We start from the raw sequence: 20749 nt of genomic DNA, 5'->3' as shown, positions 1-20749 counted from the left end.
TATTATCACTCCTTATTTTCCATTATCATGTCGCTGAGGGGGCTGCCCGGCGGAACAATCGGAAGCACATTCTCTTCCCTTTCAATTATGAACTCAATGACTGTAGGTGACTTCTTGTTCTTTTTTGCAGAGAGCAGCGCTGGAACAATGTCTTCCACTTTTTCTACACGGATGCCTTTGGCCCCGTAGCTCTCAGCCAGTCGTACAAAGTCAGGAGTGTATTCAGGGCAGTTATTTCCCGGTGAGCTGCACGGACTGGGACAGCTTTTCCTGTGACGCATGCAGGTGCTCGAGTATCTCTTGTTGAAGAACATTTCCTGCCATTGGCGGACATTGCCGAGATATCCGTTATTCATTATACAGATGATTACCGGAAGCTCATACACCACGGCAGTTGCCATTTCCTGGATGTTCATCTGCATGCCCCCGTCTCCCGTGATGACAATGACATCCTTTTCGGGATTTCCGATCTTGGCGCCTATGGCTGCCGGGAAACCGTATCCCATGGTGCCTAAGCCGCCTGAGGTGAGCATCTGTTTGTTTCCATTGAGCTCCAGGAACTGGGTCGCCCACAGCTGATTCTGCCCCACATCCGTGGTGATAATGGCCTCTTTAAACGTCTCATTTATTTTTTGGATAATTGCTTGAGGCGTCATGTGTGTGCTTTTCATCACCAGAGGATAATTTTGTTCCCAGGTGCGGATCTGATTCATCCAGTCTTCGATAGGCAGTTTCTCGGCTTTTTCAAGCAGGGCAGTTATGGCATTTTTGGCATCTGCAACAATGGGAACATCGACAACAATATTTCTCGAGATTGATGCCGGGTCGATATCAACGTGAATGATCTTGGCATTCTTTGCGAATTCTCCGACTTTCCCTGTAATGCGGTCGTTGAATCTTGTGCCTATTGAGAGAAGAACATCACAGTTGCTGATTGCAGAGTTTGCAGCATAGCTTCCATGAATTCCCAGATTGCCTATGTATAGCTCATGGTCTGTAGGCACAGCGCCCTTTCCCATGATGGTTGTGACAACAGGTATGCCTGTTTTTTCTGCTAGCTTTGTCATTTCCGGACCTGCATGGGCTATGTTGACACCGCCGCCGATTAAGAATACAGGCCTCTCTGCACTGTTGAGGATATCCATCGCTTTCTTCATCTGCCCGCTGTGCACAGATGTATTGGGCTTGTAGCCACGGATGTCTATGGTGTCTGGATAGTAATCACTGCCATATGCCTGCTGCACATCCTTCGGCAGATCTACAACGACAACTCCTGGTTTTCCAGATCTTGCAATATAAAATGCTTTTTTTATGGTCGTAGCCAGGTCTTCTCTGTTTCTGACCGTTACAGTATATTTGGATATGCTTCTGGTAATGCCTACAGTATCTACTTCCTGAAATGCATCATTTCCAATGAGGCTGGTAGGAACCTGCCCGGTAAAACACACAAGAGGAACGCTGTCATAATTGGCTGTGGCGATTCCTGTTACTAAGTTAGTGGCACCTGGTCCGCTGGTGACTAAGCACACTCCCACCTTGCCGGTGGAACGCGCATAGCCGTCTGCGGCGTGGACAAGGGCCTGTTCATGTCTTGGCAGGATCATCTCTATATTGTCCTGACCGTAAAGAGCATTGAATAGATCTATTGCCTGACCGCCAGGGTAGGCAAAAAGAACGTCCACGTTTTCTTTTTGTAATGATTTAACAAATAAGTCTGCACCTGTAATCTGCATTGATGACTCCTTCTTCGCGGGTGGTTGTATTGGTTTTTGATATTTTTCATTATGGGCAATACTCAGTAGGACTTAAACTTAAGGAAAGGGTATTGCTGCTGATTTCGAAAATTTATAACTGATTAACTTCATTGATTGCCTCCAGCATGTGAATAATGTCTAAAGAATTACGGACTTACTTTCTTCCCTTTGTCATCAGATATCTGCAGATGAGGAAGAATGCAGTTCCGTAAACTATCGAGATTATCAGAGATGTCCAGGGAAACGCTGTACCCAGTATCGATGATCTTATGCATGCTGTAGTATGAGTGAGAGGAAGGGCATAGATCACGGCCTGTACAGTCTCCGGCAGGCTGTCCAATGAGAATATGGTGCCGCAGAGAAAAGTCATCGGCAGAATAACCAGGCTGGTAAATACCGTCAAAGTCAGATGAGAGTTTGCCAGCAGCCCGGAAACTACTCCTAAGAGGGAGTATAGAAGACACGAGAGCGGTATTAAAATCAGAGCGGAGGGGGTCAGCAGCATTTCTGGACTTATCACCAAACCGATAGCGTACAAAACTGTGCAGCTGATGAGTCCCCTGATTACTCCCGCATATGATTTTCCTAAAATGATTGCGTTTGGGGTCATTGAGCATAAGAACAGCTCATCAAAGCTCTGGTAATAGTTGCGCTGAACCATGACTTTAGTTGCTACTGTATTGAAGCATGCTGAAAGAGTTGTAAGAGCTATGATTCCAGGAATCATGAACGATAAGTAGTCATATCCTTCAACCGTCATTCCTTTACCAAGACCGTAGCCGAATGCGAAGAGGTAGAGCAGAGGAGCTACGAGAGATGTTATCAAAACCATCACAATGTTTCTTTTAATGAAACACAGGTCTATCCAGGCAACACGGAACGAGTCTGTCAGTGTGGTCATATCCTGTACTTCACCTCCTGCGTTGCCTCTACGTCCCGCCCTGTATGCTCTAAAAACACATCTTCCAAATTGGTGGCTCTTGATACTACGCAGGCGTTTGCAGGCAGAAGGTCTTGAAATTCCTTAGAAGCCTTTCTGTCTGGAAAATATCTGTAAGTCTTTCTTTTATCAGAATCAATGTATTCAACAGCCCAGGAACCGATTGAAGAGCAGAGTTCAGCAGGTGTTCCTTCACAGACAATTTTCCCATGATTGATGATAGCCACACGGTCGCAGAGCTCTTCAGCTTCATCCATGTAATGTGTAGTAACGAATATTGTCGTGCCCATATCATTGAGCCGCCTGATGAGATCCCACAGCATGTGTCTTGACTGAGTGTCTAAACCTGCCGTAGGTTCGTCTAGGAAAAGAATCGCAGGCTTGTGAATTATGGCACAGACAATGGCAACTCTCCGTTTCCATCCTCCTGAAAGGTTGACTACCAGTTTATCCATGTACGAGTCAAGCCCCATCAGGGAGGCAAGCTCCTCTATTCTGGCTTCAGCTTCCTTTTTTGGAATGCGGTGCAAAATGGCATGGTAGCGAATATTTTCTCTTACAGATACATCCCTGTCTAAAGCAATATGCTGCTGGATGATGCCAATCTTCTCTTTTACAGGGTCTGAAATCTCGGTGACGTCATGCCCTTCTATTTCAATGGAACCGGATGTTGGACTTGCCAAAGTAGTTATTATGCGCATGGTGGTAGTTTTGCCCGCTCCGTTCGGACCCAGAAAGCCGAAGATTTCTCCGCGTCTGATATTGACGTTTATTTTATCGACAGCAGTAAAATCTCCAAATTTTTTTACCAGGTCTCTGGTGCGCACAATGATCTCTTCATCCATTTCAGGGGCATATCTTGAACTTTGTATATATGTGCTTGTCCTATCATCCAAGTATTTTACATATTAATCAGTATTATCCATTAGTCTGCACTGAAAAACTTTTTTTTAGATTTATTCAGGTGCATCTGCATATCGCATTGTGTTTAGATGAGATAATCAACGTGGATACCTATTTTCATTGTAATAGATGTATAATCCTATCTCTGCGAAATTAATTTATATTAACCTACACATCTGCAAAATGGATAATATATCCAAGTGATTGTATGGGCAATAAAAAAGTGTATGCAGTAATTCTTGTCATTGTTTTAGTCGTTGCAGCTGCAGGAGCTTATTTCGCATTCAGCAGCAGTGATGACAGTTACAGATCATCTAATACCGATGGCAGGCTTGCTGTTCTTGGAAATGCAGATGAGAATGATTACCTCGACTCAAAAGACATAGATGTAATTAATGACATGATCGAAAACGGCAAATATTCGCAGATGGCCGATGCCAACAATGACGGTGTTGTGAATGATGCCGATGCAAAAATGGTTCAGGAAATCATAGATCTTAAAAAATACAACGAGGGAAAAGCGGATTCTGAAAAGAAATCCATGACTGTCAACTATATTTCTGTAGATAATAAAGTTCTTTCAGCTGAGATCCCCGTTCTTAAAATCGTTATTCTTAACAGCCAAAGATCACTCAGTCTTGCTATTGCCATCAATGCTGGAGATAATATTGTCGCTTTGAATGATTATATTTACACATACTGGGATGAAAATCTTTTCAAAAATTACAAAGATCTGCCGACTGTGGGAGATAGAAAAGAACCCAGCCTTGAGGAGATTCTAAAAACTGATGCGGATACTATTTATGCCGGTTCTGAAACTAAATACGGCGTCAACATTCAGGGAAATACCTTGGGAGATAAACAGGTCCTTCGTTTGGTAACATATGAAGATGGAAGACTGGCTGACGGCGCATTGATGCTGGGATTCTTCACAGATCATGATGAAGACGCTCAGAAGTATGTAAAATGGATGGATGACCTTACCAGCAAGATTGATGATAAGCTGAGCAAGATTGAAGATAAAGACAAAACAAGATTCTATGTCGGAACACCTACCTACATGTATGCAGGTCTGGACGGGGTCTCCACGGCGCTGTCCGCAAGCGGTGCAACCAATGTCGGAAATCTGATAATCACCGATCCTACCAAACCGGGTGCCTCTACATCCGAATATATTGAAGATATTCTGAAGTGTAATCCACAGTACATAATTGGTGGAAAATACATATACACTCATCAGAGCGAGAGTGAAATCAAAGCAGTTTATGACAGCATGGATTTCAGTAAATTTGCCATTACTGACGGCTATGTCAACAATGAAATTTACATGATTAACTATGATCTGCCGTTTTGTATACACACTCTGATCGGAAGCACCATATTCTTCCCTGAAGCCTTTAGTGTTGCTGAATTAGAGGATACGATCAAGGATTATCTCAGCCAGTTTTGTGAAACAAACGGCTATGAGTTTAACATGTATAATTTCGTCTATTTTCCAGCCGACTGAATTCCGAGGGGGAAATCTTCCCCTTTTTTCATTTCAGAATATGCTGAGACAACATGAACGTGATCTGGTGGATGTGACTAGTTGATAGCGCCTTGGAAAAAGTACTATGATGATTTCGATCCCGACAGCTCTGCAGAAGAAGCAGAGCTGATGAAAAAATATGGAAACTATGTTTACAAAAAGTATATTTTCATAATTATTTGCATAATCGGAGCATTCATCGTTGCCGGATTTGCTACTACAATCGGTCCATATGATATAGGATTTTTCGAGTCATACAGGATCATATTTGATCATATTTTGGGAAATGTCCAAGATGCAAATAAAGACTATATTATCTGGACTGTGAGGCTTCCGCGGATTGTTGCTGGATTGATTGCAGGTGCAGCCCTGGCGGTTGCCGGTGCAACTATGCAGAGCACTATGAAAAATCCTCTGGCAGATCCATACACTACAGGAATCTCGGCAGGTGCTTCCTTCGGCGCCACTATTGCAATTGTAATGGGGTTTTCTTTAACTGGAGGAAACTATGCGGTCGTAATCAACGCCTTCATATTTTCATTGATTCCAATGGCTGTCATCATGCTTGTCTCTACGATAAGACACGCATCCCCGACAACCATCATCCTCTCTGGCCTGGCAGTCATGTATCTCTTCAATGCTATGACTACTCTCTTGATGCTCATGGCCGACCCTAATGCTTTAGAAGATGCTTTCAGGTGGCAGGTAGGCACCCTTGGATACTCTTCCTGGGATACGATACCGATAATGTTCGTTGTAAGCCTGATAGGCGGACTGCTGCTGCAGATACTCTCTAGTAAAATCAACGTTCTGACATCTGGAGATGAAAGTGCAAGGTCCCTCGGAATCGATGCAGACAAACTGAGGCTGATCTGTCTAGTTATCGTATCACTCATGGCTGCGGCGGTTGTCAGTTTTACAGGAATTATCGGTTTCATAGGACTCGTGTGTCCGCATATCTGTAGAATGTTTGTAGGATCTGACAGTAAGTATCTTCTACCATCATCAGCGGCATTCGGGGCTGTATTTCTTATTCTGGCGGACTTAATCGGACGGACAATCATTGCACCAACGGTTCTGCAGGTGGGAGTGATTACTGCATTCATCGGCGGTCCTGTACTGCTGTATTTACTCATAAAACAAAAAAAGGATGTGTGGTGAATTGGAAATCAAGCTTGATAAAGTTCATTTTTCATACAATGCACATCAGCCGGTCCTGCGCAGAATAAATATGATTCTTGATCAGCCTGGACTTACCTGTATCATAGGACCCAATGGAGTCGGTAAATCTACTTTGATCAAATGCATTGATAAACTTCTCAAACCTACTGAGGGGGAAGTCACACTTGACGGCAGATCGATCAAGAATTACACCCTTGGTGAATTATCAAAAATAATGGGATTTGTTCCTGCATCTTCATCTGATAATTTTTCAATGACAGTAGTGGACACAGTTCTGATGGGAAGGCATCCCTTCCAAAAGATCGGTTCTGAAAAAGAAGATATGCACATTGTTTATGAAACATTGAAAGCACTAAACATTACCCATCTGGCAATGAGAAACTATGACGAACTGAGCGCAGGGCAGCATCAGAAAGTTGCCCTAGCCAGAGGACTTGCGCAGCAGCCCGCAGTGCTTCTTTTGGATGAGCCTACTGCCAATCTCGATGTCAGACATCAGGTAAAAGTAATTGAACTGCTGCACAAACTGGCTCATGAAAAAGGAATGATCATAATCATGGTCAGCCATGATCTCAACATCGCTGTAAAGTATGCAGATAAGATAATTGTCATGTCAACTCCAGGTGTGATCTATAAGGTCGGACTGCCGAACGATGTCATCACTGAAGAGACGATCAGATATGTTTACGGAATGAACTGCCAGATCATCGAAGTTGAGGGGAGGCCTCACATAATTCTCGGAAGTGCCATCTCTGATGAAGAAATGGTCATGCTTCATAAAGATGAAGATTTTATTCAAGATTAATTACATAATATTCAGGTGGATACGATGAAGATTTTAAACATCAGTATAAGAGTGAAAGATACCTCTTTTTATTCAGAAACGGAAGAACTCAGGAAAATGGGACACGACATAGATCTTACTGAATGCACTTCTGATGAATTGGATGCTGATGACGATCTTTTTAAAAGTTTAATTGGAACAATAAGCAAAACTGATTTTGTGATTATAAGAGTATCCGGAGATGTATCCATCTTTAAGAAAAGCCAGATCTTTCTTGAAGAGATTCAGAATGCTGAAACTTCTCTGCTCATTGTTAATAATATTCTGGAAAAATCATTTCAATACCGGAACTTATTCTTACAGGGCGATGATGATTACACTCTTTTGACCAGATATGCAGCTCTTGGCGGTAGCAGCAATAACAAAGGCATTCTCATCTGGGCGCTGAATACTTTTGAAAACAAAAATCTGGATCTTCCTGAACCGATCATTCCCCCTGCACAGGGAGTTTATTATCCAGGCAGAAAATCTACAGATATTTTAGAATATATTCATGAATTGGATAAAACTAAACCTGTTATAGGTCTGCTTCTCAGCCAGCGTAAATGGAATTCTGGAAAACTTGACCACATCGACCGGCTCATACATGCGATTGAGGATAAGGGAGCATCTGCGCTGCCCATTTTCTTGAATTATGCAGAAAATAAAGATACTGGATGTATTGGAATCAAAGGAATTATTGACAACTGCCTGCTGTGCGATGAAAAATCTGTGGTTGATTTTGTCATAAACACTATTCCATCTTCAATAACTATCGAAGCGAAACTGCGCTCAGAAGATCCAAATGACAAATTTCTCGAAAGACTCGGCGTGCCTGTTATGCAGTCTCCTGTAATCGTCTATGATGAAGAAAGGTGGAAATCTGACATCTATGGTCTTACAAATGCCGAGATTGCATATGATGTGGCCTTTCCTGAATTTGACGGTCAGATAATCTCAATACCCAATGCCAGCTCGGAGACTGATGAAAGCAATGTGCAGTACTATTCTTCCATAGAATCAAGAGTTGATGATGTAGCGGACATGGCTGTAATGTGGGCCAGGCTTAGAAAAATTCCCAACAATGAAAAGAAAGTCGCTATTATCCTGTACATGTACCCTCCAGCGTCTTCTCATGCCGGGGGAGCCGCAGACCTGGATACTTTTCAGAGCGTCAGAAATATGCTCATCCGCCTGAAAAATGAAGGATATTCTCTAGATTGGATACCTGAAAGCAGCGAAGAACTGGTGGAAAAGATCTTTGCTGGAATAACTAATGATACGGAATGGGTCTCTGATCAGGATATATCTTCAAGAGCTGCAGCAATGATCTCTAAACATGAGTATGAAACGTGGTTCAATGAATTATCTGAAGATCAGAAGAATTTCCTGATCAAAGACTGGGGAAAACCTCCAGGCAGCGTTCTTGTCATCAACAAATCGATTGCTGTGCCTGGAATAATCAACGGAAACGTAATGATCAGTTTCCAGCCCAGCAGAGGCAAGGATATTCAATCGGCATACCACAACCACAACTGCTCAATGCCGCATCAGTATGTTTCATTCTACAAGTGGCTCAGACACTCATTCGGTGCAAATGCCGTCATACATGTTGGAACACACGGCACATTGGAATGGCTTCCGGGCAAGGGAGTTGCCCTGTCTAAAGACTGCTGTCCAGATTATGTGCTCAGCGGACTTCCGAATCTTTATCCGTATGTCATAGGCAATCCCGGGGAAGGAACGCAGGCAAAGAGGAGAAGTTATGCTGTTCTTGTGGACCACATGATTCCTGCTATGGTCAGAGCAGGTTCGTATGATGACATAAGCGAACTGGAATCTGTGCTTCAAACATATATGAAGACAGAATCGATGAAGCAGATGGATCAGCTGGACATAGTAAAGAAAGATTTGTATGATATAATCAAACGCCTCAGCATGTTCAGCGATATCGGTCTGGAAGAGAGCGCTTCGCCAGAGCAGGTTGGTGAGATGGCTGATGAGCTTTATGATTATGTGCTTAACTTCAAAGAAAATATCATAAAGGATGGTCTTCACGTATTCGGAACGGCGCCTTCCGGGGAGCGTCTGTATGAGATGATCTATTCATTAGTACGCTTGAGAAATGGTAATGTGCCGTCACTCCTTGAGTCAATCGCACATGCACGCGGATTGAATTTCAGAGAATTGAAAGCAGACTGTTCTGCATATGATGAAGCATCAGGTCTGTTCAATGGGGATCTAGTCGATGAGATTGAAGAAGAGGCGATGAATCTGATACGTTTACTGTCGTCTGCTGAATTCAATGCGGAAGAATGCAGAAATATTGCAACTTCCAGATATCCGCAGGATAACAGTGATCTTCTTGCAGCAATAGATTTCATATGTCAAGAGCTCCGGCCTAACATTGAAAAAATAACTGAAGAAATGGACAGCTTGATGATCGGATTGAATGGTGAATATGTTCTTCCGGGCCCTTCTGGATGTCCTACAAGGGGAAGAGCGCAGATTCTTCCTACCGGCAGAAACTTTTTCACGGTCGATCCCGAGGCTGTACCCACTCCGGCCAGCTGGGAGTTGGGAAAGAGAATGGCAGAACAGATGATAGAGCGCTATCTGAAGGATAAGGGAGCATACCCCGAAAGCATAGCAATTGTTATCTGGTCTACAGATACGATGAAAACCGGGGGAGATGATGTAGCCTACATTCTTCATCTGATGGGTGTAAAACCGGTATGGGCGGGCTACGGCAATCAGGTAATAGGCTTGGAGGTAGTCCCCTTATCAGAGCTGGGAAGACCGAGAATTGATGTTACAATAAACATGAGCGGACTTTTCCGGGATACATTTCCCAATCTTACCGATCTAATCAACAAGGCGGTACAGATCGTGTCTGAACTGGATGAGGCTGATGAAACAAACTACCTTAAAATGCATTTCAGAAAAGAGTTGATGGATAACATTTCGGCAGGTATGCCGGAGGATGAAGCGAGAAAGCGTTCTATGCTGAGAATCTTCAGCAGTTCTCCGGGACAGTATGGAACCGGAGTAAACGTTCTCATCAGCACTTCAAATTGGAAAGATCGTTCTGACCTGGGAGCATACTATAGAGAGGTAGGCTGCTACGCATACGGCATGGGAATCAATGGAGTTCCTGATCCAGAGACATATAAGAAAAAATTATCCAGGGTTAAAGTGACTGTAAAGAACAGTACAAGCCGTGAATATGACCTATTTGACAATGATGATGTTTTCCAATATCTGGGAGGACTTAATTCTGCAGTTGAGTCAGTCACAGGCTCAATGCCGATGTCTCTCATAGGCTGTTCTGCTGATACGGATGATCCAGTTTTGAGGACTATTCAGGAAGAATCTCGTTATGTATTCAGAAGCAAAGTTCTCAATCCGAAATATGAAAAGGGCCTGAGGGAACACGGTTTCAGGGGGGCATCGGAGATTCTGAAAATGTTTGAGTATGTCTTTGGCTGGGATGCTACTTCAGATATCATTGAAAACTGGATGTATGACGGATTAGCAGAAAACTACCTTCTAGATGATGAAGTCAGAGGATGGATTGAAGAAAGCAATCCTTATGCCGTCCGCGACATGATCGGAGTATTGCTGGAAGCTGCAGACCGCGACATGTGGAAGCCTTCAGAGGCTACGGCTGAAAAGCTGAAGGATCTGTATCTGAAAAATGAAGCCGTTCTGGAAAAGATCACGGATGTTTAGAACGCCTTTCTGCATGGGTTGCAGCCTTGTTATCTGCATACCTAAACTATTAGTATGCTGGATGTATGCTTGAATGGAAGTAAATGCCGATCGGAGAACCTTTAGAGACGATTGAGTTCAGCGTTCTGGGAGAACCCTCACCAGAAGGAAGCACCAGAGCGTTCTATATCAAAAAAATAAACAAAGCTGTTGTAACACACTCTAACCAAAGCAATCTTGAAGCCTGGAGAAACAGAGTGGCTACGGAAGCCCAGAGGGCTCTGGAAGGAAGTTCCTGGATCTCTGACAGCTCTTCTGCATATGCACTTGATGTTGATTTTTATCTCACCAGGCCTCCGTCAGTACAGCCCCATAAGAGGCTGCACCCGATCGTCAAACCAGATCTTGATAAGTTTATCAGGGCGATTAATGACGCTCTTACAGGAATCTTATTCTCCGATGACTGTCAGGTTATTGCTCTCAACATAACTAAGACGTATGATGATGACCTGCGTCCTGGTGCGCACATTAAAGCGTACAGGTATGCCAACACATGTGAAAAGCCTAAGAAAATAAAGAAAGAGGAAGTTAACCAGGGGCCGTTGGACGAATTTGAAGAATTCGAGGATCCCCGTGATTAATCTTATATCTGATTATACGCCAGCGGAATAAGCTCCTGTTGTCAAGTTTCAGGAGTCTTCATAATTTCAACGTATCTTTTTACTATCAACCATGATGCGATGAGGTCAATTTTTCATATCAGGTAGTTTTCAAGCTTGATGTACGCAATGCAGTATTTACCAGAAGTGCGCAGGCTGCCTTGGCACCCAAGGAGTGCACTCACGCACCTCTGACAATTTTTATTGCTGGTTTCATACGGTTTCATCAAATTTACTTGCAACAAACTCAGCTCTAAAAGTTACGGAAGTATCCAGAGGCTTGATGGTTATCTTGGTAAACAACCAATTCTATTAGTTTATTTATTGTAAATATAATATCCAAAAATATATATTTACATGTAACAATTACCCTGTAGATAATGAAATATCAGGCTAGGGAAAATAAATGATTGTGAGTGATTTTATCAATGCTTTAAAAATGCAAGCGATTCCAGATGGTTATTTTTCAGAACGTTTGGTGGCTGCTGTAAAATTTAGTGAAAGTACCACAAAAACTACATTTTTTAAAAATGATGTCGACACTGGTCTGGCTCATGCTGAAGTTTATCGTAATGTATTGAAGCAGCTTTCAGCCTGTGTAGTGTCTTATGCTTTATCACAGGTCCGTGAGTATGATTTTTATAAGTGTGTCTCAGTTCAGAAAACTTGTATTGATAACTGGTTTAACAATCATGGTGCAGAAGTTGGGCAAGCATTCTTACAAGACTATGTGGAATCTGTTTTAGGAACACCGCTTGATTGCTCTGATGATTTTTTGAGAAAATTAACTGATGAAGTATCCGAACCTGGTTTTATACAGAATTTTTTCATCGAATCCGCTGCTTCAAACACCCTTGGCGGAAAAGCACTTTTAGTCCTGCTGAAAAACTTAGACAAAAGCGGTAACTATTTCAATAAGGTTCTTGACGCTTGGAAAAGTCACGAGTTATTCCAGAAAATGTTTTCTGACTATGAATCCTACTCATGGATCGAATCTTCAAAATCTCATTTTTACAATGGTTCTGACATTTTTTCAGAAGTATATGATGCTGTAAAATCCGTTTGCTGTTCTAGAACTGAGGTTGTACGCCAAGAACGGGATGTTGTAGACATAGGGCCTACAGGAGCGCCAATAGTTGGCAATGTTGATTATGATTATGCTATATTCGGAGATCCAGTTGTTTATTGGATATCCAATGTAGCAAGTTCATATTCATTATCATCTAACCTTAAACCCAATAATGAAATGAAACTGGGCAAACATCAGAGAGACCCTGGTTGCGTACTTGCTGGAACTAAGATACTTATGCAAGATGGCAGCAGTAAACCCATAGAAGCTATTCGCAAGAACGATAAAGTATTGAGTGTAGGTGGGATGCCAGCAGTAGTTTCTGATGAGCTGATCGTAAATCCGCAGGTAAAAGAATTTTATGCAATTAATGATGATGAGCCGTTTTTATCTTTAGAACATGCAATTTTAACTCAACAGGGCTGGAAATGCTTAGATCCTGAAACGGCACAACAGATCAATCCAAATTTTGAAGTATCTCTATTAAAAATAGGTGACATCGTCTGTAAACTAAAGGAAAGAGATCCAGATACTGGAGAACTAATTTATGAAAATGTAGCAGTAAAGAAGATAAATACAATCTCTAAAGAATATGTCATGTCTTATGATCTGCACTTCACAGATGGTTATAAGTCATATCATGCTAATGATTACTGTTGTCTGTTAAATTATCCTGACATTACTTCCAATACAATACGTAAAAATGTCCGCTCACTTTTCAATCAATACGATTGTGATGAACTAGATATGCTTAAAGTTAAGCTGGATGACATGGGGCCAACATTAGAACAGATGTTTGGAAAAAGTTCTGTAGATTATGTTAAACGTAAGTTAGAAACTCCTTACGTTGAAGTGGAGAAAGCTCAAAATAGATATCTGACTTCTGATATGGTTCAAAAGAATTTTCTTTTTGATCAAGTCATTTTCACAGATGGAAAAGATGCGTTTACACATCTCCACATTATTCAGGGAAACGTTTTGGTGCATGACCAAACTTGTTCCGAATATGCAGATGTTACTGTTCCTCTAATGGATAGTGAAGGTTTCTATTTTGAACATGAGCATTACAAAGTATATCTAAAACTTCTTTTTAATGGTTTGATGGCCAAAGGAATAATCCATGATGGAAAAAGCTTCAGAACTTTTTATGCCCTGGGCAAATCAACCTTTTCCGTCAGGCTGTTCGTAGATGATCATTGGCTTGATTTTGCCAATCTAAAACTCTGGTTTGAAAAAAATAAAACAGGCAGTTATGTGCCAACAGCAGCATTATACATGGTGTTAGATGGTAATGAAGAACGCATAAGTGAACGATGCATCTTTCAAACAATACTGATCGACAAAAAACCAATATTTAATGCAACTCTTTATATAAATTCTGACATTGCAGAACTCTGCAGAGATGAAGGTATATTTTGTGTCGATGATCTCAGCATTAACTTCAGCTATAATTATAAGACATTGTCCGGCACTGGTTATATTCGGACAGCAGAGAAAGATATGGATTATAAGCTGCAAGGTGAATTTTTACAGTATGATCTCCTGAATAAAGAAGAAGATCAACTGCAATCCTGGCTATTTACAAAAAAACCAATTGCATATCAGCTTCATCGGGGAATCAGTGCAGCCACTGAGAATAGTATTTCGTGTTTGCGCAGCAATCTTGCCTTGAGTGTAGAAGATTTATTCTGCATTGCACCACCTGAAAGTATGGAAAAGGTCTACGATCTCAATTTCACCAAGATTAAAAATATGATGCTTTATGCCATTCCCCAGAATTGGCTGGGTATGATGTGTGCTCTAAGACCCAGTGTCGGAGAATACGGTGATCTTACCAATGCAGAAGTGGAAATGATCACCAGTGATGCTGGTATGCGTGAATATCTGACAAATAACTTTGGAAAGGGATTTATCACAACTTCATTATTTCATTCAACTGAGCCTAAGATTCATAATAAATTCGATCAAACGACCACTGCGACTAAGCTTGATTATTATTGGAAAGGAGTAGATAATGACAAATGTTTTTCTAAAAATCAATACTATAATCGAATATCCAATACTGTCCATCTGCACAGTTACATGACGTTTGTTCCTGATTTAAAAAAGTACAAAGACGATAATGCAGAATCTTGGGCAAAGCAACTATATGACTACATTCTTTCACCGCAGATCCTTCAGATGCTGGCTATTGAAACACAATCAACTGATAAAAATAAGCTGCGTCACATTGTGACTATGTTGGATATATTAGATAATAGACAAAATGTAGAGATCGATCAAGATAGTAAAAAGGTGAAGGTAAGTTATGCAAATTCGGTATACATTAAAGTCCTTACCTATAACTTGAATTTTTGTTCAACGAATGTCAAAAAACTTCCCGAAGGCTCCTCTGTAGATGAGATACGCCAGTTTGTTGAAGCCATCTTTAGAAATTATTATCTGGCATTGATAAACGGAACTCCATTTCTGGGTAAAAATATACCAGAGGATATCCAACGGAAGCTGAAAGAAGATCTTGTTCAGTATATGAAAGATCAGAAAGAGTATTCCGTTGAAACATTTATCGTTTCAATTACTACCTTTTTAGATGATTTTGCTAATTTAATCAATGACTGTACTGGATTAAACTTTCAAAGACTTAGGAATTTTTCAAGCAGGCATCCCACAATCTGCGGATTACTGTCTCTTGCTGTAATCTCTACAATGCTCATATCTATGATCGCTTCCATCTATTTTCTTATAAATAATACAGGTAAATTGGACATAGTATCCTTGTTTGAAGTTATTGTAGGATCTGCAGCGGGAATTACAGGTGCGCTCTCCACATTCGCAGTTTATAGAGCAGGGAAAGCCATATTTAATCTAGAAACTAAGTTTCAAGAAGTCCTTCAGGCTATGCGGCAACTTAACCATGCGGTGGAAGATGTTGATATCATCGCAATAGGTGCAAAAGAAGCCGGCAGCACAGAACGGTATCTTGTACGCTTAGGAGAAAGTCTTGGTAGAGAATTAACAGCTAATGAAACTGGGTTTGTAAAAATCGCTGTTAGATGGTCTAAAATTGTAAAAGTTGCTTCAGTAATGGCTAAATTAGTATCTGTTGTTGTGATGGGTGCTGCATTAGGATTCTGTATCTATCAGACAATACTTGATTTCAATAGTGGTCAGTCGACCGTCATAAAAGTGTTTGAAATAATTGATGTCGTTTGTACAGGCTTAGGATTCTTTGCGGAGATCGGCTCAGGAATTGCTGGATTGGCAGGTAGTGCTCTAGTTTCTTCTGCCTTTTCTGTATTTGGAATTGCTCTTATGGCTGTTGGAATAATCATCTCTCTGGTGCTTGCTTTCTTACCACGCAAACAGGAACCTACGCCAGCAGAAAAATTTGTAGATGATCATGCTTTAACTTTCGTAAATAACCTGCCAATGCCCAGCAATAAGTGGATAAAAATGAAAGCGAATCAAGAGCATTACCTCAATGGTGGAAAAATGTGCAAGTGTGTTTCCATCTAAAACTATCCTTTTATCAGGTCTGTGAGCATTGATGTTTGGACTACTGACATTCCTAGTCTGGACACCAATGCTCAAAACATTTCAAACTTCTTATTTATCATATAGATATGATGAGTTTTGATTAAAATTTAGATTGTTTCATTAAGAAAGCTGATCTCTTGTCTGCTTGCAGCTTAATCATTCATTGTTTAGTTTTAGGTTTTTTAGTCTGAGCTGCATAAACGTCATAGTCGCGTTTAGACTTGTCACGATCTTCCATTTTATCAAGATGTGATCTGACAAGGTACATTATAAACTCACTCCGTCCTGAGAACAGTCCTTCTTTTACTGCGCGGTCAATCTCAGGCAACATTTCAGTAGGAAAAGTCAATTTGACTGGCGTCTTTGGAGGTGCTCTTTTTGGCATGCATATTGGTGTATGGTTGGCTATACTATATTTTATGATGCATCAAATTTAGAACTTATAGATAGTACTAAAATAGAGACCTACATTCATGTTTATGAAACCTGAAGATGAATTTGAGATCATCACATACGTAGATGAAAAAACGCTGAAGAAGCTGGAGAAACTTGCAGAAAAAGAAGGCTTTCAGTCAGCAGATGAATGTGCTGATTATATATTCCATAAACAGACGTTTGTCTTATGTTGTAATGATCCAGATTGTAGAAAAGACCTGATTGAAAAAGTGTTTGCAAAAAGCAGACTCAGCAGAACAGATCTTGCAGTATACTCAAGGTATCAGACAGGACAAAGCATTAAGGATATAGCTGAAGAATTGGGTCTCAGCGAGAAAGAAGTCAAAGACTGCATAGGATACGCAAGACTGCAGTTTCCATCCGAAACAAGGAGACCATTTCCATAATTAGATTATTTTTGGATTATGCTAGGCAATTTGATCTGGCAGTTTACATAATCCAAAATAATCTTTCTTCTTAATATATGACTGTAAAAAAAGAAAATAGATTAAAACCCCTTATCACAGGGGCTTCTGTAAAAGTTTAAGGTACTAATCTCACTCTGTCTCTGGGGAAGAGGATTGCTTCTCTTACGTTTGGTAATGAAAGCATTTTCTGCACCAGACGTTCCACACCGATACCCCATCCTCCATGAGGGGGCATTCCATACTTGAAAGCGTCAAGATAGAAGTTGAAATCGTCAGGATTCAGACCTTTCTTGCTTATTCTGTCAACCAGCACATTGTATCTGTGTTCTCTCTGTCCTCCAGAAGAGATTTCCTGTCCTTTGTAATCCAAGTCGAAAGAGTATGAGTAGGGAGTGCCTTCTTTTTCCATGATGTAGAATGGCTTTGCTTCTTCAGGATATTCTACGATCCAGTACATCTCGTAACCTTTTTCTTCCATTACTGAACCGAGAATCTTCTCTCCTTCTGTACCCAGATCATCACCTAATGAAATCTCCATTCCTTCTTTGGTTACGATCTCCACTGCATCTTTGTATTCTATGATTGGATATGGAGCTTTAGGAACCTTTACCTCAGTGCCAAGAATCTCCAGCTGGGCTGATGAAGTTTCTGCAACGCCTTTGATTACATGCTGTATGCAGCCTTCCAGCATCTGCAGGACATCATTCATGGAATCGATGTAAGCCATTTCTCCGTCAAATGATATGAATTCCGAGACATGTCTTACTGTGTCTGAGGGTTCTGCTCTGAATGCAGGTCCGATTTCAAACACGCGGTCTAAACCTGTGGACATGATCATCTGCTTATACAGCTGCGGCGACTGTGCAAGGTATGCAGGCTTGCCGAAGTAATCAAGTTTGAACAGTGTAGCTCCGCCTTCTGCGCCAGAAGCTACAATTTTAGGACTGAATACTTCTACAAAATCTTCGCCTAACAAATATTCGTCAATGAGCCTGAGTACTTTTGATTTGATTTCAAAAACTGCTCTGGCTTCAGGTTTTCTAAGATCCATGAAACGGTGGTCGTAACGGGTATCCATTTCTGCGTTTACCTTATCGACAACTCCTAGAGGCAACGGGGAAGCTGCGCTGCTGAGGACAGTAATGCTTTCAGGAATTACCTCTGCTCCTCCTTTAGCCTGATTGGAAGCTTTGGCTGTTCCGCATACTTCAACTACAGATTCTCTGGATAATGACGTTAATACATCCATTATCTCTGGTGCTACTTTTTTCTTAGGAGCTGTTACCTGAACAGTGCCGTATCTATCTCTCAGAATAAGGAATGAAATTCCACCCAGATTTCTGATTTCCTGAGCCCAGCCTTTCACCTTTACCTGCTTTTCAGCATCTTCTGGTGAAAGAGTCTTGGAATTTCTTGTGATAAGATCCAATGCCATGTATTGCTGGAAGTTACTAAGAATTATAAAGCTTCCGTGATGCCTCAAGTTAAGCCGGAGACTATCCAATTTAAAAATCTGCTTTAAATGGCCTTAGAGAGCCTTTACGCAAAATAACCGATCTAGGTGCGATTCTAACCGATCTAGGTGCGATTCTATATCATATGTCACTGTATTCTAGATTGTTAACATACCCTCAGGTTGTCTTATTTTTAAAATAAGATCATACAAACTGTGAAATTATGCTGAGGGAAGAACGGATAGGTCTAGTAAATAACATTCAAAAATGCAAGAGTATCCCAAAACAACACAGGTGAAAACATCTTCTAAAAGATGTCCAACTCATTTATATGAGACTCTGTCTTGTTTTTCTAATCAATATTGATGGAATTATTGTTTTTAGTTTGGACAAATCACAAAATTCAACATCGCCAGTATATGATTCTGTAGGATATTCTATAAAATGTTCTAGGGTGATATGCTAGTATGATTTTGGTGTTGATTTACATCGTATTTCCGAGTTTGACATCTTTTTACTTCCGAGTTTGACAATGATCTCCCTCATATCTACTCATTTTAAATGTAAAAAGTAAGCAACTTTGGCGGTTTCAACAATCATACACATCTTGATAGATTCTCATACTTCGATTTTGTTCGTAATGTCAGTTATAAAACAAAGGCTTATGATGAGACTTTATCATTAATTCTCAGATGTATCTGAAGAATATCTTTCAACACATGACTATTAGTAAATCACAAGTAATGTAACTTCTGACTTGCCGCATTGTTATTTGAATTACCTTGGGACAATCTGCCATGAAGTTCAATAAGTCAGAAGTTATAAAGGAGAGACAAGATGGGGAAAAAGCTATCAGAAATGACTCTTGAAGAATTATGGACACTGTTTCCAATCAGATTGACGGAGCACAATGCTGAATGGAAAGATCAGTATGCGGAAATGGCTATATTTTTGGAGAATAAACTGTCATCTTGCAAGGTCATTCGCATTAGTCATATCGGTAGTACAGCAATAAATGGCATTTTGGCAAAGCCTATTGTTGATATTCTTGTTGAAATCGCTACCGATGAAGATATTAGAGCTGTTGCTGAAATCATTACGAGTAGCGGATTTATCAAAATGTCAGAGTCAAAAGGGAGGATTTCCTTTAACTATGGATATACAGAAAGCGGATTTGCCGAAAAAGTTTACCATTTGCATCTTCGATATGTGGGTGATAATGAAGAACTGTATTTTCGTGACTATCTAATTGATAATCCTGAGATCGCAAAAGAATACCAACAGTTAAAACTCAATTTATGGCACCAGTACGAACATAATAGGGATGCATATACCGAAGCAAAAACGGAATTCATAAAAAAACATACAATGGATGCAAGAAAACAATATGAGAAGCGTTATTGACAATTCCCGTTTGATGAACTGTTTAAGCGCGCCTTAGATAAAAACTGAATGGCTGTTATGCCCCGTCTGCGGCAACAAAACGAGGTTGAGAGTTCGAGAGGACACGGAGCTAAAAAAAACTCCAGCTATTCTGCCCCAAGTGAAAGCAGGAGCGTTTGATCAACGTACAACAACTGAATACATCTGATATCACAGATCTAGACGCCTGAGACGCAGAGTTGATAACCATTACAAAAACGCGGTTGTCGGCTCGTTTTTCATATCGCAATCAAAGCCGCCTACTCTTTTGAAAGAACGATTTACGGGAGCGTGATAAAATTACGCCTTTGTGAGAGCGGCGGCACAAGGAGAGTGCTGCCATGTTTTTCTGTAAACGACATGTAGTGGCAAGTATCGGCGTATCAAAAAGATTTTTGCGCTTTGACGGGATAGCCATGCACACCACATATAACAATCACTCAAGTCTGCTTATTATTTTATAGCAGATTCATTCTCAGCACTTGGAAGTGGAAAGATGAGGAGAATACCGGCAACATTGCTTGCAATCTTAACAGGCATATTCATTCTGGCTGCTGCAGGTACAGCATACCTCTACTCACTTTCAGAAGATCCTCTTTTCCTGATTGAGATTGTTCTCATCTTTCTTCTATATCTGATGGCGTGCAGATTTTCCAGTTACAATCTCGAATGGTCTGAGATCATTTCTGCAAGAAAATTTGCGTACTGGCTCATCATGTCGGTTTTCTTTATCGCCATCGCAGTCTGCATTGGAGTATTGATGGCAGTTGCTCCAGCGGGTATAATGCTCATTATCTGTATTGAAATATTCTTCATTCTGGCAGCACTGCGCATCTTCTTTCTCAGAGTTGGTATGATGACAGTTTACTGACGCTGTTTTTAGCAGAATATAGAAAAGGATACT

At 40.9% G+C, this 20749-nt stretch carries 14 protein-coding genes and 1 pseudogene; 10 read left to right on the top strand and 5 right to left on the bottom strand.

The window, feature by feature from the left end:
* Positions 1-5: 5 nt before the first annotated feature.
* The 3 genes from ilvB to H729_RS05740 all read right to left on the bottom strand — a co-directional run bounded on the left by ilvB (position 6) and on the right by H729_RS05740 (position 3539).
* A complete protein-coding gene (gene ilvB, locus H729_RS05750; protein WP_020449063.1) occupies positions 6-1733 on the bottom strand; it encodes a biosynthetic-type acetolactate synthase large subunit in 1728 nt (575 codons plus the stop codon).
* 175 nt (positions 1734-1908) lie between these two features.
* Positions 1909-2655 (bottom strand): ABC transporter permease, encoded by a 747-nt coding sequence (locus H729_RS05745; protein ID WP_020449062.1) that lies wholly within the window; start codon positions 2653-2655, stop codon positions 1909-1911.
* Positions 2652-3539 (bottom strand): ABC transporter ATP-binding protein, encoded by an 888-nt coding sequence (locus H729_RS05740; RefSeq protein WP_020449061.1) that lies wholly within the window; start codon positions 3537-3539, stop codon positions 2652-2654. The genes H729_RS05745 and H729_RS05740 overlap by 4 nt, the downstream gene beginning before the upstream one ends.
* Before the next feature lie 266 nt (positions 3540-3805).
* Here H729_RS05740 and H729_RS05735 point away from each other — a divergent pair, with 266 nt between their 5' ends.
* The 6 genes from H729_RS05735 (at position 3806) to H729_RS05710 (ending at position 16085) form a co-directional block, all read left to right on the top strand.
* Positions 3806-5104 carry an ABC transporter substrate-binding protein gene (locus H729_RS05735; protein WP_020449060.1) on the top strand — a complete coding sequence of 433 codons (1299 nt, stop codon included), beginning with the start codon at positions 3806-3808 and terminating at the stop codon, positions 5102-5104.
* Between the two features lie 81 nt (positions 5105-5185).
* A complete protein-coding gene (locus H729_RS05730) occupies positions 5186-6286 on the top strand; it encodes a FecCD family ABC transporter permease (RefSeq protein ID WP_020449059.1) in 1101 nt (366 codons plus the stop codon).
* Position 6287: 1 nt separating this feature from the next.
* The gene (locus H729_RS05725) at positions 6288-7112 is read left to right on the top strand and encodes an ABC transporter ATP-binding protein (RefSeq protein ID WP_020449058.1); all 825 of its coding nucleotides are present in this window, start codon (positions 6288-6290) and stop codon (positions 7110-7112) included.
* A gap of 24 nt (positions 7113-7136) precedes the next feature.
* Positions 7137-10862, top strand: coding sequence for a cobaltochelatase subunit CobN (cobN, locus tag H729_RS05720; RefSeq protein ID WP_020449057.1), 3726 nt, complete (start codon positions 7137-7139; stop codon positions 10860-10862).
* Between the two features lie 83 nt (positions 10863-10945).
* Complete coding sequence (locus H729_RS05715; protein WP_020449056.1) at positions 10946-11482, top strand: RusA family crossover junction endodeoxyribonuclease; 537 nt, start codon at positions 10946-10948, stop codon at positions 11480-11482.
* 430 nt (positions 11483-11912) lie between these two features.
* The gene (locus H729_RS05710; protein WP_147554400.1) at positions 11913-16085 is read left to right on the top strand and encodes a Hint domain-containing protein; all 4173 of its coding nucleotides are present in this window, start codon (positions 11913-11915) and stop codon (positions 16083-16085) included.
* Between the two features lie 181 nt (positions 16086-16266).
* On the opposite strand, the gene H729_RS05705 is transcribed toward H729_RS05710, so the two are convergent.
* Positions 16267-16491 carry a ribbon-helix-helix domain-containing protein gene (locus tag H729_RS05705; protein ID WP_020449054.1) on the bottom strand — a complete coding sequence of 75 codons (225 nt, stop codon included), beginning with the start codon at positions 16489-16491 and terminating at the stop codon, positions 16267-16269.
* 88 nt (positions 16492-16579) lie between these two features.
* Here H729_RS05705 and H729_RS05700 point away from each other — a divergent pair, with 88 nt between their 5' ends.
* A complete protein-coding gene (locus H729_RS05700) occupies positions 16580-16948 on the top strand; it encodes a helix-turn-helix transcriptional regulator (protein ID WP_020449053.1) in 369 nt (122 codons plus the stop codon).
* Between the two features lie 136 nt (positions 16949-17084).
* Here the strand turns inward: H729_RS05700 and aspS are convergent, their stop codons facing one another.
* Positions 17085-18404 carry an aspartate--tRNA(Asn) ligase gene (gene aspS, locus H729_RS05695; protein WP_020449052.1) on the bottom strand — a complete coding sequence of 440 codons (1320 nt, stop codon included), beginning with the start codon at positions 18402-18404 and terminating at the stop codon, positions 17085-17087.
* An 856-nt stretch (positions 18405-19260) separates the two neighbouring features.
* Between aspS and H729_RS05690 the strand changes: the two genes are divergently transcribed.
* From H729_RS05690 to H729_RS05685, 3 genes and pseudogenes are all read left to right on the top strand, one after another.
* A complete protein-coding gene (locus tag H729_RS05690; RefSeq protein WP_020449051.1) occupies positions 19261-19827 on the top strand; it encodes a GrpB family protein in 567 nt (188 codons plus the stop codon).
* A gap of 37 nt (positions 19828-19864) precedes the next feature.
* A pseudogene (locus H729_RS10305) lies at positions 19865-20036 on the top strand (cysteine-rich KTR domain-containing protein).
* Between the two features lie 305 nt (positions 20037-20341).
* A complete protein-coding gene (locus tag H729_RS05685; protein ID WP_020449050.1) occupies positions 20342-20716 on the top strand; it encodes a hypothetical protein in 375 nt (124 codons plus the stop codon).
* The last annotated feature ends 33 nt before the right edge of the window (positions 20717-20749 follow it).

It is taken from the genome of Candidatus Methanomassiliicoccus intestinalis Issoire-Mx1 (genome assembly GCF_000404225.1).
In the GTDB taxonomy this organism is placed as follows: Archaea; Thermoplasmatota; Thermoplasmata; order Methanomassiliicoccales; family Methanomassiliicoccaceae; genus Methanomassiliicoccus_A; species Methanomassiliicoccus_A intestinalis.
Note: the sequence above shows the minus strand (reverse complement) of the source record. Positions and strands in the feature narration are given on the sequence as shown.